Source organism: uncultured Algibacter sp. (genome assembly GCF_947490405.1).
Classification (GTDB): domain Bacteria; phylum Bacteroidota; class Bacteroidia; order Flavobacteriales; family Flavobacteriaceae; genus Algibacter_B.
In genome coordinates this window covers 195,417-212,708 of sequence record NZ_CANLGU010000003.1, presented here as the reverse complement: position 1 = coordinate 212,708, position 17,292 = coordinate 195,417, and the positions used below count along the sequence as shown (strand labels likewise).

The 17,292-nt window shown below is 31.9% G+C and carries 19 protein-coding genes; all 19 read left to right on the top strand.

Going from position 1 to position 17,292, the window contains the following annotated elements:
• The first annotated feature begins 124 nt into the window (after positions 1–124).
• The 19 genes from Q0772_RS08715 (at position 125) to Q0772_RS08625 (ending at position 17,195) form a co-directional block, all read left to right on the top strand.
• Positions 125–535, top strand: a complete 411-nt coding sequence (locus Q0772_RS08715) for a response regulator (RefSeq protein ID WP_298343056.1) — start codon at positions 125–127, stop codon at positions 533–535.
• A gap of 1 nt (position 536) precedes the next feature.
• Positions 537–1,076 carry a heme NO-binding domain-containing protein gene (locus Q0772_RS08710; RefSeq protein WP_298343053.1) on the top strand — a complete coding sequence of 180 codons (540 nt, stop codon included), beginning with the start codon at positions 537–539 and terminating at the stop codon, positions 1,074–1,076.
• Positions 1,076–2,287: an ATP-binding protein gene (locus Q0772_RS08705; RefSeq protein WP_298343050.1), complete on the top strand. Its 1,212-nt coding sequence runs from the start codon at positions 1,076–1,078 to the stop codon at positions 2,285–2,287. The genes Q0772_RS08710 and Q0772_RS08705 overlap by 1 nt, the downstream gene beginning before the upstream one ends.
• 3 nt (positions 2,288–2,290) lie before the next feature.
• Positions 2,291–3,424, top strand: a complete 1,134-nt coding sequence (locus tag Q0772_RS08700; RefSeq protein WP_298343047.1) for an FIST N-terminal domain-containing protein — start codon at positions 2,291–2,293, stop codon at positions 3,422–3,424.
• A complete protein-coding gene (locus Q0772_RS08695; protein WP_298343044.1) occupies positions 3,424–4,473 on the top strand; it encodes an ATP-binding protein in 1,050 nt (349 codons plus the stop codon). The genes Q0772_RS08700 and Q0772_RS08695 overlap by 1 nt, the downstream gene beginning before the upstream one ends.
• Before the next feature lie 5 nt (positions 4,474–4,478).
• Positions 4,479–4,796, top strand: coding sequence for an Hpt domain-containing protein (locus Q0772_RS08690; protein ID WP_298343041.1), 318 nt, complete (start codon positions 4,479–4,481; stop codon positions 4,794–4,796).
• Positions 4,797–4,806: 10 nt separating this feature from the next.
• Positions 4,807–5,517, top strand: a complete 711-nt coding sequence (locus Q0772_RS08685; RefSeq protein WP_298343038.1) for a LytTR family DNA-binding domain-containing protein — start codon at positions 4,807–4,809, stop codon at positions 5,515–5,517.
• 183 nt (positions 5,518–5,700) lie between these two features.
• The gene (locus Q0772_RS08680; RefSeq protein ID WP_298343034.1) at positions 5,701–6,000 is read left to right on the top strand and encodes a GIY-YIG nuclease family protein; all 300 of its coding nucleotides are present in this window, start codon (positions 5,701–5,703) and stop codon (positions 5,998–6,000) included.
• A 767-nt stretch (positions 6,001–6,767) separates the two neighbouring features.
• Positions 6,768–9,347, top strand: a complete 2,580-nt coding sequence (locus Q0772_RS08675) for a T9SS type A sorting domain-containing protein (protein ID WP_298343031.1) — start codon at positions 6,768–6,770, stop codon at positions 9,345–9,347.
• A 1,336-nt stretch (positions 9,348–10,683) separates the two neighbouring features.
• Positions 10,684–10,923, top strand: coding sequence for a hypothetical protein (locus tag Q0772_RS08670; RefSeq protein WP_298343029.1), 240 nt, complete (start codon positions 10,684–10,686; stop codon positions 10,921–10,923).
• Positions 10,924–11,059: 136 nt separating this feature from the next.
• Positions 11,060–11,500, top strand: coding sequence for a hypothetical protein (locus Q0772_RS08665; protein ID WP_298343026.1), 441 nt, complete (start codon positions 11,060–11,062; stop codon positions 11,498–11,500).
• 154 nt (positions 11,501–11,654) lie between these two features.
• Positions 11,655–12,536: a DUF5677 domain-containing protein gene (locus Q0772_RS08660; RefSeq protein WP_298343023.1), complete on the top strand. Its 882-nt coding sequence runs from the start codon at positions 11,655–11,657 to the stop codon at positions 12,534–12,536.
• 156 nt (positions 12,537–12,692) lie between these two features.
• Positions 12,693–13,472 carry a hypothetical protein gene (locus Q0772_RS08655; RefSeq protein ID WP_298343020.1) on the top strand — a complete coding sequence of 260 codons (780 nt, stop codon included), beginning with the start codon at positions 12,693–12,695 and terminating at the stop codon, positions 13,470–13,472.
• Between the two features lie 142 nt (positions 13,473–13,614).
• Entirely contained in the window at positions 13,615–14,235 is a 621-nt protein-coding gene (locus Q0772_RS08650) for a hypothetical protein (RefSeq protein ID WP_106463961.1), read from the top strand.
• Positions 14,236–14,391: 156 nt separating this feature from the next.
• The gene (locus tag Q0772_RS08645; protein ID WP_298343013.1) at positions 14,392–14,697 is read left to right on the top strand and encodes a hypothetical protein; all 306 of its coding nucleotides are present in this window, start codon (positions 14,392–14,394) and stop codon (positions 14,695–14,697) included.
• On the top strand, positions 14,694–15,092 hold the full coding sequence (locus tag Q0772_RS08640) for a DUF4279 domain-containing protein (RefSeq protein WP_298343011.1): 399 nt from the start codon (positions 14,694–14,696) through the stop codon (positions 15,090–15,092). Before Q0772_RS08645 ends, Q0772_RS08640 begins: the two co-directional genes overlap by 4 nt.
• A 161-nt stretch (positions 15,093–15,253) precedes the next feature.
• Positions 15,254–15,643, top strand: a complete 390-nt coding sequence (locus Q0772_RS08635; RefSeq protein WP_298343009.1) for a hypothetical protein — start codon at positions 15,254–15,256, stop codon at positions 15,641–15,643.
• 154 nt (positions 15,644–15,797) lie between these two features.
• Complete coding sequence (locus Q0772_RS08630; RefSeq protein ID WP_298343007.1) at positions 15,798–16,433, top strand: hypothetical protein; 636 nt, start codon at positions 15,798–15,800, stop codon at positions 16,431–16,433.
• 198 nt (positions 16,434–16,631) lie between these two features.
• Positions 16,632–17,195 carry a hypothetical protein gene (locus tag Q0772_RS08625; protein ID WP_298343005.1) on the top strand — a complete coding sequence of 188 codons (564 nt, stop codon included), beginning with the start codon at positions 16,632–16,634 and terminating at the stop codon, positions 17,193–17,195.
• Positions 17,196–17,292: the final 97 nt, after the last annotated feature.

Below are 17,292 nucleotides of genomic sequence, written 5' to 3'. Positions count from 1 at the left end.
CTTGATAAATACCATTCGTCGACACTTAATTTCCATTCATCGACACTTAAATTTCAGCTATCGATAAATGGGTAACCATTAATGTTTAATAATTTACCTTCGGGTGATAAATATAAGAGAGACTATGAATACATTAAACATATTACTTATTGAGGACGATATGATAGAGGTAATGAAATTGAATAGAACAATTTCTAAACTTGAATTACCTCATAACATTGTGGAAGCCAACAATGGAGAAGAAGCACTTAAAATTTTACAAAAAAAAGACGAATTACCTGACATTATTTTGTTAGATTTGAATATGCCAAAGCTAAATGGTATCGAATTTTTGAATATTTTAAAGAAAGATGATGTTTTAAAATATATTCCAACCATAATTTTAACAACATCTAACAATCAAAAAGACTTATTAGAGTGTTATAGAATTGGTATCGCTGGATACGTTTTAAAACCTTTGAAATACGAAGACTACGTTTCTAAAATCGAAACACTTTTAGGCTATTGGAGTATTAACGAATTAAAGCAAATTTAAAATGAAAGGTATAGTATTTACTGAATTTTTGGACTTGGTTGAAGATAAATTTGGTTTAGAAGTTCTTGATAAAATCTTAACCCAATCGGATTTAGAATCTGGTGGTGTGTATACATCTGTTGGTACCTATAGTTTTTCTGAGATGTTGCAATTGTTGCAGCATTTAAGTGCGCATACTAGCATTTCTATTGATGATTTATTATTGGTATATGCAGAACATTTTTTTGGAGTTATAGAAGAAAGTTATCCAGGACTCTTAGCAACCTATAAAGACCCTATTGAGATGTTATCTTCCATAGAAAACCACATACACGTAGAAGTACGAAAAATATATCCAGATGCAGAATTACCAACGTTTGAAGTGGTTGAGAAAACTCAAGATACTTTGGTAATGATTTACAAATCAAGTAGAGCGATGCATCATTTTGGTTTAGGTTTAATGAATAAAACTTTTGAACACTTCAACTCTAAAGCATCTATAGTTTTAGAAAAACTAAATGAAGATGGTACAGAAGTTAAGTTTTTGATTAATAAAAATTAATGAGTCAAGACAAAATTGACATGCTACAGCGTGCGCTAGCACGAGAAAAAGCTGCTCGAAAACAGGCGGAAAAAATTCTTGAAAATAAAGCAGCAGAATTATACGAAGCTAAAAGAAAATTAGAAAAATCATACTCTGAATTAGAGGCGCTTCTCAACAAAACAGATTCACAATTACAAGGTGTTTTTGAAAATATTGTAGATGCCTATGTTATTATGGATTTATGGGGTAATATTCTTAAAATGAATAACGCTGCTGTAGATTTACTAGGTTTTACTGATGCTAGTGAAAACGGTAATTTGATGGATATGGTACATCCAACCGATTTAGAATTAGTAGCAGAAACTTTTAAAAACCTACTTTCTGAAGGTTCAGTTACAGATTCAAACTTTAAAATAGTTACTAAGCAAAAAATAGAAAAACTAGTACATGTTAATGCCAGTATTATTTATGATGAAGGACAACCTGTGGCTGCACAAGGCATAGTTAGAGATATTACTGAGATAAATAGTCTACAGATACAAAAAGAAAAACTACTGGAGAAGTTAGAAAAAAGTAATAACGAACTTCAAGAATATGCACATATTGTTTCTCATGATTTAAAATCGCCATTGCGAAGTATCGATGCCTTAGTCAATTGGATTAAAGAAGATAATTTAGAAAAGCTTGATGATACCAGTATTCAAAATTTCAATTTAATTGAAACCACTTTAGAAAAGATGGAGCAACTTATTTCGGATGTATTGATGTATTCCAGTGTTGGTTCCGAAAGTTTAGAAAAACAAACAGTAGATTTAGATGCTCTAATTAAAGAGTTAAAGAATATATTATTTGTACCAGATCATGTTTCAATAAACGTTTTACAACCTTTACCAAAAATAGAAGGTGAAAAAGTTAAACTACAGCAGTTATTTCAAAATTTAATTAGTAATGCCATTAAGTTTATTGATAAAGATGTTGGTTTAGTTGAAATTGATGTAAAAGATATTGGTACACATTATGAGTTTTCTATTAAAGATAATGGTATTGGTATTGAAGAAAAGTTTCATGAGAAAATCTTCAAAATATTTCATGCGCTTAATAAAAGTAAAGATTCAACAGGTATTGGGCTTTCTATTGTAAAGAAAATTGTGGATCTACATGAAGGACACATCTGGTTAGAAAGTAAACCTAATATGGGTACCACATTCTTTTTCACCTTAAAAAAATAATGTATGAAAACAGTACAGTTAAAAAAGCATAAAACAAGCGATTGGACCTATTTATCACCAAAACAAGCCTTGTCTAAACCATTGGTTTTGGTTTTAGGAAACAGATATATGCTTGAAGATAACACTATATATGAAGAGATTAAAGCACTATTCCCAGACGGAGAGTTAGTGTTTGGTTCTACAAGTGGTGATATTACATCCAATACGATTGATGACGATAGTATAACGATTACTGCCATAGAATTTGAAAAAACAGAGTTTTTAATCAAAAAAAGTAACGTATTACATTCAGATTTAGATAGCCATAAAACAGGCGTTGATTTACTAAAACAATTTCCGGAAGACGGTTTAAAATACGTTTTTGTATTATCCGAGGGCAGTTTTATAAATGGTAGTGAACTTACTAAAGGGATGAACACCTCTACAACTAATAATGTATTAATTACAGGAGGGTTGTGTGGTGATGCGGCACGTTTTGAAAAAACATTAGCCGGGTACAACGAAAACCCAAAACCAGGCGAAATTATAGCCATTGGGTTTTATGGCGAATCGTTTGAAGCCTCATTTTCCATTCATGGCGGTTGGACACCTTTTGGTCCAGAGCGTGTGGTAACCAAATCAGAATCTAATGTGTTGTATGAGTTGGATAATCAACCAGCACTAGATTTATATAAAAAATACCTTGGTGATAAATCTAAAGAATTACCTGCAGCTGCGTTGCTGTACCCATTAAACGTTAAGTCTTCAGAAGAAAAACAATCCTTTGTACGCACCATTTTAAATATAGACGAAGCTGATAATACCATGATTTTAGCTGGTGATATACCAGAACATTCTAAAGTACAGCTTATGATGACTAATGTTGATAATATAGCAAACGCATCAGAACGCGCTGCTAAACAAGCTTTAGAGCTAAGAAGTACAAAACCGCAATTAGCTTTATTAGTAAGTTGTATTGGTAGAAAACTGGTACTAGACCAGCGTGTAGAAGAAGAAATAGAAGAAGTGGTTGCTGTAGTAGGTAACGATACTACAATTTGTGGCTTTTATTCTTACGGGGAAATTGCACCATTTCATGGTGAAAACAATTGCCAATTGCATAATCAAACCATGACTATAACGCTAATTAGTGAATAATGAACTCGTTACTTAAGCGCCAAATCCGAAAATACTTATCTGAGGAACACGCCTCTTCTAAAGAGATAGCAGAATTCTTAGATGCAGTAAACCGATCTTATACAAATTTTGATGAACAATACGTTATGCAACAGCGTGCTATGGCGATAAGTTCAGAAGAATTGTTTATTGCTAATGAGCAGTTAAAGCAAGAAGCGATTGCTCAAAAGGAAGTAATAGATAAGCTTAAACACGTTATTGAAACCCTTAAGTTTTATGAATTACCAGACCATAAAAGTCTGGATAATGTAGATTTAGATGGTTCTAAACTTGTTGATTTTATTGATAACCAAACCAAGGAAATCGTTAAAATGAACAAGCAGCGAGAAAAGTTACTTGAAGAATTAGGACATCAAAATCAAGAATTAAGTGATTATGCACACATGGTATCTCATGATTTAAAATCACCACTTAGAAGTATAGATGCATTAACAGCTTGGATAAGTGAAGACTATAAAGAAAAGCTAGATAAGAATGGACGTGAAAGTTTAATTCTGATTAGAAATAATGTCGAGAAAATGGATACTCTAATTAGTGGTATTTTAGATTATTCTACTATTAACAAAAATCAAACTGAATTTTATGAGGTTGATATTGATAAGCTAGTAGATAATATTATGTCTACTATGTTGGTGCCGCAACATATTAATATTGAAAAAGCTAATAAATTACCAGTAGTAAAAGGCGATAAATTTAGATTGCAACAACTTTTTCAAAATCTTATAGATAACGCCATAAAGTATAATGATAAATCTGAGGGGCGTATTGAAATAGGTGTTACCGACGACGATACATTTTGGAAGTTTTTCGTGAAAGATAATGGGAAAGGCATTGAAAAAACCTATTTTGATAAGATATTCAAAACATTTCAAAAGCTAGAGAATAATCCTGAATCTTCAGGAATAGGCTTGTCTATAGTAAAAAAAATAGTGATACTCTATGGAGGTGATATTTGGGTAGAGTCTGAGCTTCAAAGCGGAACAACATTTTATTTTACCTTAAAAAAATAAACATCATGGAAGTACCAAATCTTTCTTATATAAACGAACTCTCTGGAGGAGACGAAAGTTTTAAAAATAAGCTAATTGCGATTATAAAAACCGAATTCCCAGAAGAAAAGGAAGCCTACTTTAAAAACTTTGAAGCTAAAGATTTCAAGGCAACTGCAGAAAATGTCCATAAACTTAAACATAAAATTAGTATTTTAGGGCTTGAAAAAAGTTATAAGGTAGCAGGAAGTTACGAGGATAATTTAAATGATAATAATGCTTCAGGGTATGAAGCGTTCAATGATATTCTTAAAACTATCACAGACTACTTAGAGACTTTGTAAAGCCACTTTAATGAACTGTATTATTATTGATGATGAAGCTACAGCAAGAGCAATTATCTCTCAGTTGTGCTCTAATATTCCAAGTTTAAATATTTTAGAAGAGTTTCCTAATGCACTACAAGCAATAAAATATTTAAATCAGCATGAAGTGGATTTGATTTTCTTAGATATTCATATGCCCGATTTTACGGGTTTCGATTTTATTCAAACCTTAAAAAACCCGCCTAAAATCATACTCACTACTTCTGATGCGCAATTTGCTATTGAGGCGTTTGAGTACGATTGTATTGTAGATTATTTAGTAAAGCCAATTGCATTACCACGTTTTGAAAAGGCAATAAAAAAGGCAGAATCTTTTACTGCTGCACCAGCAACCACTGCTGACAATGATAAAGTAGAAACCACGTCTGGAAATGACCTCTATGTGAATATCGATAGGCGTTTGATAAAAATAGATATTCCAAGTATTTATTTAATAGAAGCCAAAGGCGATTACATCCATGTAAAAACTGAAGATAAAAATTACACCGTACATTCTACACTTAAGAAAATAGAGGAGAAGTTACCAAAAGATATATTCTTAAAAATTCACCGTTCGTACGTTATAAATGTTCAAAAAATTATTGATATAGAGGATAATAGCGTACTCATTAAAAAAGATGTTATTCCTGTAAGTCGTTCTAACCGCCCAGAATTAATGAAGCGTTTAAATTTGCTTTAAACACATCTTGTCATTTGACAGAACGAAGTATGAGCGATGAGAAATCAAATGTTTTTATACCAATAAACAGATACTTACTTGAATGAGTTGTCTCAATCGTGCCTCATTTCGACATGACTAATGTTTCATAGTCATTTCGACGTCAGGAGAAATCACATTCGAGTAAGAAATAATTATTTTAGTATGGAAAACAAATATTTCGTTTACATCATAACCAATAAATACAGAACAACTTTATACATAGGCTTTACTAATAATATTCAAAATAGACTAGCACAACATTATTTTGATTCTCAAAATGCTAAAAAATCATTTGCAGGTAAGTACGGTTGTGTTTATCTGGTATATTATGAAACGTTTGAATTTCCAAAACAAGGTATTGCAAGAGAAAAAGAATTAAAAAAGTGGAGGCGGGAAAAGAAGAATAAATTGATTTCAGATTTTAATCCAAAATGGGAAACACTTAATAATGAAGTATTTTAAGTCATTTCGACGTTAGGAAAAATTGCATTTTGAATAATGTTATTTTGTTATATATCAATTAAATGAGATGTCTCAATCGTGCCTCATTTCGACATGACTAACGTATATTAATTAACTATTCATAGTCATTTCGACTTCAGGAGAAATCACATGAAACCGCTCAAAATATAGAAATCATAAGTTATGGGATGTCTCATATGCATTCGACATGACAATGCGCATTCTAATTTAGTTCAGATCGTCATTTCGACGTTAGGAGAAATCGCATTGTGAATATTGTTATTTTATTTTATATCAATTAAATGAGATGTCTCAATCGTGTCTCTTTTCGACATGACAACACGAATCTCAATAAAGATATGTCAACTTATCTTACTTTTATTCAGCCAAAATAAATCTTTTTAATTATTTGAATACTATCCTATACCAATTCTAGCTACCTAATTGCACTAAGACCCATTTGGCATAGACGTTCTACAACAATAGTAATGCCGCATTAATCTCAAATAGTAGTAATAAAGTTGCACTTCATCGGTAAACTTCATGTTTCAACTGTTAAAATATTATGTAATTCAACTAATAAAAAAGTAATTACAACATTATAAATAATCTTTTTCGTACATTAATATTGTGTTGTATAAAATATCATACATTTTAATTTAAACTTAACCATTTAACCACTCGTCTACAGTAAACTTTCATCTAACGAAAAACAACAAAATGCCCTTAACAACCAACCTACATTTGTAGTGTAAAACAAAGAACCCATGAAAAAATTATTACTATTACTATGTATCACTAGCGCAGTTTACGCACAAGACACGCCGTTTAACTGCGATTATAACGCCTACTTATTTCAATATAACGATGTATATGCTATCGATTTAGCATCTGGAAATTCGTACCAAGTAGCAAAAGATGTAACACAAGGCACTATAAATGCAGCTGCATATAATCCAGCAGATGGTTATATCTGGGGTTCATTAAGTTTCCCATCAAAATCTATTGTACGTATAGGAAAAGATTTTTCTACACTTATTTATTATGTAGATGAATTACCAACTAATGGCCGTTATATAGGCGATGTAAGTGCAAACGGGGTGTATTACCTTAAAGGTGGTGGCACAACGTATTACGCTATAGATTTAGATCCAGAATCAGAAAACTACGGGCAACACAAAGCTACTTTAGACTTGCCTCTAAATATTAGTATTCACGATTGGGCATTTAACGCTGTAGACGGTCAATTATACACCGTAGAAAAGAAAACAAACATATTATATAGAATTAATGCTGAAACAGGTGCCATTAAAAGTTTAGGTGAAGTACCAATTTTATCAGGATTAAATTACACATACGGTGCTGTTTATTTTGATGCTTCTGGTCGTTTTTATGTATCTGCTAACCAAACAGGAACTATATATGTCATTCAAAATGTGCAAGATGTAAACAGTGCAGCCGATATGGAATCTAATTTATTTGCTTTTGGGCCATCAAGTTCTCAAAACGATGGCGCACGTTGTCCTACAGCACCAGTACCACAAGAAATTTGTGATAATGGTATCGATGATGATGGCGATGGTTTAATCGATTGTGAAGACCCATCATGTTCAGGTTACGCAGGGTGTCCTGTAATTGAAGCTTCAATATCATCAAGTGCAAACGAAGGAGGGTTAGAGAGTAATAACAGACTATCAGAATTAATCAACAAACGTAATTTTAATCGTGTAAAACGCAATTACAATTTTGATAAAGCAACAGCTAAACGTTATGTAAAGTCATTTAAATACGGTAAAAATGTATCAGGAAAAGGTAACGGATTCCAATTATCAGATTTCATTCCATTAGAAGTTGTAAACGAAGACGAAGCCATAGAATCTTCTCCAACAGATTTAATAGGTATTACCAATGCCAAGGAAGTGTATTCGGTAGATTATATGAAGCATAACGAAGCCATAGCCTCAATTTTATTACTAAAAACAGACAATGGTGTATACGAACACACCAAGTACATCTGCGATAGGTTATTAGGAGCAGAATTAGTATCAGTATCCACTATAGAAATTAAAGAACAACAATTTATAAAAGCATTAATACGCAATATAGATGGCAGCTTAGAGTTTGTACTAAGTCTTTCAGCCAAAGCCATAAATAACGATACCAATTTTGCGATAGAAAGTCACTGGAATTTAGATAAGTACCAAATCAACGTAGGCTTTTACAATTTCCAAATCTGGTCTAATTCTTTAGACGATTTAGTAAAACTAGGCGAAGAAGTGGTAACGTTATTAGACGTTCAAAAACCAGTAACAAGCTATAACAATTCTGCGGCACCAACAGTATTTGTAAAATCAGGGAAATACCGTAACGGTAAGTTAGACTTACAAATTGTAAACACTAACAAAACTGCAAGTGTAGTATTTGATGGCGGACTAAGAACAACCGAAACAGAGACTGTAGAAATGGTATCAACCAATATAACATTAGATGAGCATTACATTTCAAATATAGAAGTAGATGCAGGAAGTTTATTTGATGTAGGGTTTAGAATAGGCGATGGCGTAAACACACCAGACGATTTATTCCTATCAGACGGTCCTTGGGGCTACGACGATGCACAAGCCAATGTTACACGTTTTGATGTGGCACCAAACACCACAACATTTAATGAAGACGTATATGTCGTAGAGCGCGACATCACCCTAGAAGCCACAACAAACAATTATGTAGCTGCCTATCGTGCCTTAACGCCAAAATTTAACCCAATAGATTTATCAGAATTTAACAGTCTAAAATTAGAAGCAAAAGGTACAGGTACGTTAATAGTACGCTTGGTAAAAGAAGGCATCAGCAATTGGGAAGCACAGTACAAAACCAGCATTAATTTAACAGACGCCATTACAGAATACAACCTTATGTTTTCAGATTTCACATCAACAAACGGTACACCGTTACAAGCCAATGATGTTACCTCAATAGTGTACACCATGCTAGCCGATAATGGCGAAACGCAAACCAAAACAATGACGCTACAGCAAGTACATTTTGCAAACACCGAAGCGCTATCAGTAAGCGATATAACAGAAAACCAAGGCGAAACCCTATTGGCATCACCAAACCCAATGCGCTCAAACACCACCATACTGTTTAACGCAAAAGTTCACGAAACGGTAACACTAAAAATGTACAACCAAATGGGCGCTTTAGTAAAAGAAATAGACTATACCGTTAACCGCGGAGAAAATAACCTGCCACTAAAAAGAGGACAATTAAGTTCAGGCATGTATTTCTGCAAAATTGTAAGTAGCCAAAACCAGTATCAAACCCTAAAACTACTCTTAGATTAATTAATAGCAAATTAACATAAGTGGTTTGAGCGAAAAACGAAAGTTTTTCGCTTTTTTTTGTTGTACAACTATTTAAATAATTAGGGCGTTACCACAAGGGTCGGGCTTTCTGCTATATCTTTTTTTACGTCATTGCGAGGAGTGAGCAACGTGGCAATCTGTTTAATTACAGTTCTAAACGCCAATTTAGGTACTTCACAAAAAAAGGATGCCGCTACAATCCCTAACGCGGGTTCATCCGCCAAAGCCAATTACTAAAACCTAATGTTCTGTCATTCCTGCGAAGGCAGGAATCCATAAAAAATATAGTAAAATCAAAATTAGGAGTATCAAAGAATTTATTAAAAGTTGCGTAACATAATGAGATTTCTCGTCGCTCTTCCGATAACTATCGGAATCGCTCTGTGAAAAGACAAGGAATGTTAAACAAATTTGTGTTAGTCATGTCGAAATGAGGCACGATTGAGACATCGCATAAGAATAAGCATGTTGGGTTAACAAAAATAATGCGATTTCTCACATAAGTTCGAAATGACTAAGCAACATAAATTAAAAAGCGATTAGTCATGTCGACGATAGGAGACATCACATTTGAGTAAGCAAATACAGTGGGTTATTAAAATAATGAGATTTCTCGTCGCTCATGCTTCGCTCTGTCGAAATGACAAAGGCGTATAAACAAAACAACGTTAGTCATGTCGACGTAAGGAGACATCACATTTGAATAAGTAAATACAGTGGGTTATTAAAATAATGAGATTTCTCGTCGCTCATGCTTCGCTCTGTCGAAATGACAAAGGCGTGTAAACAAAAACAACGTTAGTCATGTCGACGATAGGAGACATCACATTTGAGTAAGTACTACACCATAAAACAAAAGTATGCAACTGTAAACCCTAACGCGGTTTTAGGCATACTATTTATATATCGTATTAAGTAAGAAAATTATAGGTTTTAATGCTATTGTTTATTATTTTTCTGGTAGATAACTAAACTTAACATGCATTAAACTTCTGTATAGCCAACCAAATCAAAGGTATAGGCTTATAAAGTTCCGCATATAAACGAGTTGTACGCAAGCTGAAAAAACTCACTCAAATTGATAAAAAAGATAACATTTGGAATTTTAGCATTCATAATCGGAATTGGAATCGCATACTATTCTGAATCTTTTTTTCGTGGAATAATTCAAGATATTTTTAAATGGTCAACGTCTGACAAAATTAAATTTGTAGGAAAGAATTTTTATGTTTTCTCAAACAAACTTTATTTTATCACGTTCGGAATTGGTATGCTGATTTTGACGCTCGAAAACCTGAATCGAAAATTTACTCAAATGTTGAAAAACGGAATTTTAAGTTTATTAATTTTTGGAATACTATTAATTGGAATTTCAGCAATTGACGCGAATATGAAAATTATTGAATGTACTGCTTGTAATGACGGAATTAGAAAATTACATTGGAATGAAATAAATTACGGACTGATTATAGGAATGAGTGTCATCATTTCAATTATTCCGAATTTAATAAGAATAATAAAACGAACGAAAAAGCCTGCGTACAACACCGTATAAAATTAATTGCTAGTTTTAGCTCACTTGGGAAATTCCTTCGGAATTTCGCCGTTCGTGATTTATCTAGTAAATTAGTTGGTTGAAACACGCAACTAATCTTATACAACAACATTAGCACCAATTGACACACAACATCATGAAAAACATACTATTACTAATTTTTACTCTGACAACTATACATTCTGTTTTAGGACAAGACAAAGACAATTCATTTATTGGGAAATGGATTTCTACCCCTAATGCAAACGGAATGATTAACTTAATAAGTCTTAATAAAGATGGTTCTGGAATTACAGGACCAGGGGTTTATAAAAACGGAAAAATTGAATTATCTCAATTTATGAAATCCGATTTACAAGATTGGAAGATAGAAAAAGACACTTTGACTTTAACAACAAAACCTATTCCGAGAGGAAAAAATCGTGAACCAAAATCAATGACTCTCTTATATATAATTCTGGAAAAGAAAAAAGACAGTTTTTCAGCTTATTATTCTGACCCAATAATGGACAAAATGATGGAAGAGGCTGGAGAAAAGGTAGAGCCGATTAAATTGGAATTTAAAAAAATAGAATAAAAACTGGTGCTAACATTGTATATAAAAAATTGCTGTTTTGTGCTTAACAAATGTGAGTTGCTTTGTTTGCTAGCTTCTGATTTTCCTTCGGAAAATCCTCGCACACAAACACGCAACTTTCCATATACGAAACCGTTACCACCAATTTGAGAAAATGAACGAAATCACAGAAATATTTAATAAATATTCGAATATAGATTTATCTGAATTTTCAAAAACGGAAATAGAACTAAATGAATTTATAATTAAGTTTTCTAAAGATTTAGGAGAATTAATTGATTTACTTTCAAGAGTAATAAATCACGAAAAACATCCGAATTATTACAACTTAAACGAATCTACAATCGTTGGTTCGATTACTCGAATTGTAAAATTTTATCAAGAATACGTTAACTACCAAGAATTAAATAAACTTGAAATTCAGACATTATTTGCAAGACCAATGTATGAATCGTTTATAATCACAAAATATTTAATAAAAAACGGAACTGAATCGCAACGCAATTTTAGATTAGTTTCTTATCAAGCAAGACACCAGAATTATAAAAAATTGATGGAATTAAACGACAATGACCATCCAATTATCAAACGTCAATTATTAAAACTAGAAACTAAATTACAAGTTGATGGATTTACCATTGAAGATTTAGAAATAGAAAGCAATAAACCATACAAAAAAAGATGGAAACTTGACGGAAAGTCATTCTGGAAAATACATAGTGAAGTTGACAATGAGGATTTATATTCTTTTATTTACGGTGTTGGTTCAGATGCAGTACACGGAAATTGGCAAGAGATATTTGACTTTCACCTAACGAGAAAAGAAAGCGGATTTTTTGGATTCCTAAATTACGAAAAATGCGATTGTAGAGTGATTGTGCCAATGAATTCAATAGTCATTGAAAGTCTATTAGAATTTATGAATTGGAATGAATGTCTTACGAACGAAATAGAAAACGGACTTATGAGAATGAATGAAATTAGCAACTCATTTTATACAGTTTGGGAAGAAAAATTTGGAGAAATATTGGAATAAAAACTGGTGGTAACAAAGTATAAATTTTATTGCTAGCTATTTGCTTACTTGGGAAAGTCCTCGCGGACTTTCTAATCAGTAATATTTTACTTACTTTTAGCTTGAAAACACGCAACAAACTTTATACAGAGCCGTTGCCATTAATTTGACCCAAGAATGAAATTTAGAATTTTAGCCATATTAATTTTACTATCGAATTTAACTTTCGGACAGAATAAAGGAATTGAATACAATGAATTTACACCAAAATATGTGTTAGCCCTTTGGGAAAATAACGGAACTGTCAATAATCAAGAATTTCAAATTGAGGAATTGCAAGAACTCAAATCATTCCTAAACGAATTAAGCAAAAGAAATAACCAAATAGCATCAGATAAATTTCTGACCAAACCATCTGAAAACACATTGGTCGGACACTATCTACACAAAAAATTGAAATGGAATTCATTTAACGGACCGCACGTTGGAATTAAAAAATTGAAGAATAAAAAGGTTGTCAGTAAGGAAATTAAAAATTTACCAAACCGAAAAGAACTATTAGCTCATTACTATTTATCAATTTCATCAGATATTTTGAATAAACAAAAGCCAATGGATTTAGGAACAGTAGATATTGATTTTGACAGTTTGAATTTTAGCAACGATACTGAAAAAGCAATTTTATTCCTTTGCTTGATGAGACATATTGGAGGACAAGTTAGTTCTTATTCAACTACAAGATTTCCTGACAATTGCTTCCGGGCAAAAAAGTATGTTGAGAATATGCCGAAATTTAATGGAAAAGAATTTTACGAATTTGAATTACCTGAATTTGATGATTTTAAAATTGAGGTAGATAAAAGATATCCGAAAATGAGTTTTAAAGAAAGGTATTTGCCTGAATTCAAAAAGGCTCAAATCGGATACGAAAAATGTTTAACGAATGAAAAAAACTAATGGCAACAATGGCTATAAGTAATTGCTTGTTCTCGCCTACTTCTGAAAATCCTATCGGATTTTCAGTTCAGTGTGTACTTGCAAAGTTAAGCACTAACCCACGCAACTACTCATAGCCGAGACCGTTGCCATTAATTTGAAAATGAACCTTACGAAAGAAATTAAAAATCGAAAAATTGATTTTGAACCTAAAGTTAAGGTATCAAATAATCGAATTGAAATTGAGAAAATAGGAATCGGAATTGAACTATCGGACAAATTTACTGTTGCGGATAAATCGGAATTTCGGAATTTTATATCCGACTATGAATTCCCTAAAAATTTGGAATTAAGTAAAAAGGACAGAGAAGGATTTGAAAAAGAACTTTTCGAGCCAATTTTCACTCTTTCGGACAAAGAAAATAATCGACCAATTATAGCCTGTTACCTTTTCAATGTTAATGACCTGAAAGGAAATACAAATCTAAATATTCGGAGCATCACGAAATATGAATTAATGTGGGCGGAATATGTTTTGGAATCGAAAAACAATCGGAGAGTAAGCGTTAAAAGAGTTGTTACGAATGGAATTAACGGCTCGATTTCGGAAAATTATTGGTTTGCTTATAAAAGTAAAAGTACTAATTCAGAGATATTGTCTCGTTTGCGGATTTTAAACTTGGAAATTAATGATTACGTTTTGACATTTTATATTGTGGATGATGAACAAAACTCTTTGAGCGAAACGGAATTAGAAAAATTCATAAACGGAATAAAAAACTAATGGCAACACCGTATATAAAAAATTGCTAGTTTTAGCTTAACCAATGTTAGTTGCTTTGTTTGCTAGCTTCTGATTTTCCTTCGGAAAATCCTCGCACACAAACACGCAACTTTCCATATACAACAACGTTGGCGTGCATTTGAGGAACATCGAGAAATGATTAAAAACAGAAGAATATCGAGCAATATAAATATGTGGAATGTGGAATATGACCAAAGCGGATTCACATTGAATAAAGACTGGTTAATACAAGCTGAAAAAACAGAGGGTATTTTACAGTTAAGTCATATTTATGAAGAAGGACCGATTTTGGACGTAGGGTTTTATAGAGAAAATTATAAAATCTATGTTATTTATGACAATGATTGGGAGAATCCAAAGGAAGTATTTGAATCTCAAAAAACGGAACTTATTGAAAATAAAGTTTATGAATGGATTGATAAATATGCAAATGGTATATGACAAACACAAAAGGATACACATATTTCGCAATTAAAACCGAAAATGAAAAGTTTGGAATCTCGGAATTTGACTCTTATCTAACAATTAAACCTACCGATTTCAAACAAAAATTTGAGAACGGAAAAACGCCTGTTTGTACAATTTGGGAATATTCTTCAGGAAAATTAATAAATCCATATTTTTTTAAAGAAATTGAAAAACTGATTGACAAACTTGAAAACCATAAAAGTGAATTAATCGGACTTAAAAAACGAAACCCTGAATTTGAATATGTTTTAGAAGTTGTCATTTTTCTTGGAGATGAAAGTCCAGGACTTCATTTTAGTAAACGAACAGTAAAATTTATGAATGAAATTAATGGAACAATAGATTGTGACATCTATAATGAAAAATAAAAAAACGACACGCCAACACCGTATATAATTTATTGCTAGTTCTAGCCTACTTACGAAAATCCTCGCGGATTTTCTATTCGGTTTTTATTTGCTAAATTAGGTACTTAAACACGCAACTAATCTTATACAAACACGTTGTGTGCAATATGAAAACAAAACTTATGAAAAAAATAATCTCACTATCAATTTTAATTTTGGTTTGCGGACTTTCTTACTCACAAGAAAATTGCGAAAAATTTAAAATAGGTAAATTTCAGAATATTGAAAACGGAATTTTAAAAGCTAAAATTCAAAGAAATGACTCTATCCAAACTGAACAATATGGAGAAAAGAAAATAACGCTGAAAATAATATGGATTGATGATTGTAGTTATAGACTGAAATTTTTAGACGGAAATGAAGCGTTTTGGAAATATAGACCGAAAGATAAGCCGACACCTGATTTGATTGTAAAAATCACAAATGTCAATGGAAATAAATATACGCAGGAATCAAAATTTGACATTGATAATGACTTTGTATATAAAAGTGAAATAACAAAAACTGAATAAAATACTGCACACAACAATGGCTATAAGTAATTGCTTGTTCTCGCCTACTTTGGAAATTCCTGCGGAATTTCCAACTTGGTGTGTACTTGCTAAGTTAAGTGCTAGTCCACGCAACTACTCATAGCCTAACCGTTGTACAACATTTGCTCAAACAATGAAAATTCGAGTTTTAACGATATTATTATTAGCCTTATTAAGTTGCAAAAAGACAACTAAAAAAGAAGCTGAACAGATACAAATAGTTATCGATTCAACTGGATTAAAAATAGAAAAAGCGGAAAAAACTACTAAAAACTCAAAACTGATTTCTTTTCTTGAAAATCCAATTGATTTACAAGATTATAAAGCAATAAAAGGAAAATCATTAAGCAGTGTAACAAACGGACTTAATTATCATTATCATCCAAATATTAGAGATTCCATTTTTTATAATTACAGTGCTTTCCCTACCGACTCTACTTGGTCTGAAATGGAACCTGTATGGATTACTGTTTTTAAGTTTGGAGATAAAAGGCATTCTTGGGATGATAAAACAGAAATTTTAATTGAGTTATCTGTAAAAGGAAAAGATAAGGATTTAAAAAAAGCAAATATAATCGGACTTTCAAAAGCAGAACTGGAATCAGAATTTGGAACTGATTATTTAACTTTGGACAACCGAATAGTTTACTCGAATAAAAACAAAGTTTTGATTTTGGAACTTGAGAATTCTGAAGTCAAATCTTTCAATTATATTAAGTTAAGTACGGAGAAAATCGATGCAGATTTAATCAGACAAATAATAAAATAAAAAACGTTGTACAACACCGTATATAAAAATTGCTAGTTTTATCTTAAACCATTGTTAGTTGCTCTGTTTGCTAGCTTCTGATTTTCCTTCGGAAAATCCTCGCACACAAACACGCTACATTTCATACACAAACCGTTGTATGCAATTTAAGAACACACTAACACACATTGAGAATTTGAACATAAAATTTAGAAAAAATTGGGTTTAGGAACATTAATTGGATATGTGATAATTTTACTGCTTCTAATTTTATCGCCAGTTATTTTTTTCATATTTCGAAAAAACGGAAAGACTAAAATTGGAATTATAATAAGCGGAATTATAGTTTTAGTCTGCGTTTCTTTCTTATTTACGAACACAATTGCTTCATTCTCGCACTCTGGAACTGATGTTAAAAAAGACCTCAAATATGCCAATATTGAACTATTAGAGGATTTTGAAATCCTGAAAAACGAAGTTACAGGTATGCCAGAACGATTTCAAAAAACTATTCTAAAAATTACTGAAAATGACAAAAACCGATTAATTAGTGAAATTGAAAACGGAGAAAAATTTGAAATAAGGAAAAACAGTTGCGTATTTCTATGTTATGATTATCCAAACGAACTTGTTAGTAACAAATCTTATTTCGTGAACTATAAATTCAATGATGAATATGTAAGAGAGTCATATTTTAAGAAGGATGAATACGTTCCAATTATTATGGTTGTATCACTTTCAATTGAATCTAATAAATTAGAATATGAAAGAATTGAAAATTAAAAAACTGCATACAACAATGTTTATGATTCATTGCTAGTTATAGACTACTTACGAAAGTCCTCGCGGACTTTCTATCTGTGATTTATTTGCTAAATTT

Bases quoted from the DNA above. Each gene is read 5' to 3' on its own strand.
- Q0772_RS08715 (WP_298343056.1), top strand. From the start codon at position 125: ATGAATACATTAAACATATTACTTATTGAGGACGATATGATAGAGGTA.
- Q0772_RS08710 (WP_298343053.1), top strand. From the start codon at position 537: ATGAAAGGTATAGTATTTACTGAATTTTTGGACTTGGTTGAAGATAAA.
- Q0772_RS08705 (WP_298343050.1), top strand. From the start codon at position 1,076: ATGAGTCAAGACAAAATTGACATGCTACAGCGTGCGCTAGCACGAGAA.
- Q0772_RS08700 (WP_298343047.1), top strand. From the start codon at position 2,291: ATGAAAACAGTACAGTTAAAAAAGCATAAAACAAGCGATTGGACCTAT.
- Q0772_RS08695 (WP_298343044.1), top strand. From the start codon at position 3,424: ATGAACTCGTTACTTAAGCGCCAAATCCGAAAATACTTATCTGAGGAA.
- Q0772_RS08690 (WP_298343041.1), top strand. From the start codon at position 4,479: ATGGAAGTACCAAATCTTTCTTATATAAACGAACTCTCTGGAGGAGAC.
- Q0772_RS08685 (WP_298343038.1), top strand. From the start codon at position 4,807: ATGAACTGTATTATTATTGATGATGAAGCTACAGCAAGAGCAATTATC.
- Q0772_RS08680 (WP_298343034.1), top strand. From the start codon at position 5,701: ATGGAAAACAAATATTTCGTTTACATCATAACCAATAAATACAGAACA.
- Q0772_RS08675 (WP_298343031.1), top strand. From the start codon at position 6,768: ATGAAAAAATTATTACTATTACTATGTATCACTAGCGCAGTTTACGCA.
- Q0772_RS08670 (WP_298343029.1), top strand. From the start codon at position 10,684: ATGTTGAAAAACGGAATTTTAAGTTTATTAATTTTTGGAATACTATTA.
- Q0772_RS08665 (WP_298343026.1), top strand. From the start codon at position 11,060: ATGAAAAACATACTATTACTAATTTTTACTCTGACAACTATACATTCT.
- Q0772_RS08660 (WP_298343023.1), top strand. From the start codon at position 11,655: ATGAACGAAATCACAGAAATATTTAATAAATATTCGAATATAGATTTA.
- Q0772_RS08655 (WP_298343020.1), top strand. From the start codon at position 12,693: ATGAAATTTAGAATTTTAGCCATATTAATTTTACTATCGAATTTAACT.
- Q0772_RS08650 (WP_106463961.1), top strand. From the start codon at position 13,615: ATGAACCTTACGAAAGAAATTAAAAATCGAAAAATTGATTTTGAACCT.
- Q0772_RS08645 (WP_298343013.1), top strand. From the start codon at position 14,392: ATGATTAAAAACAGAAGAATATCGAGCAATATAAATATGTGGAATGTG.
- Q0772_RS08640 (WP_298343011.1), top strand. From the start codon at position 14,694: ATGACAAACACAAAAGGATACACATATTTCGCAATTAAAACCGAAAAT.
- Q0772_RS08635 (WP_298343009.1), top strand. From the start codon at position 15,254: ATGAAAAAAATAATCTCACTATCAATTTTAATTTTGGTTTGCGGACTT.
- Q0772_RS08630 (WP_298343007.1), top strand. From the start codon at position 15,798: ATGAAAATTCGAGTTTTAACGATATTATTATTAGCCTTATTAAGTTGC.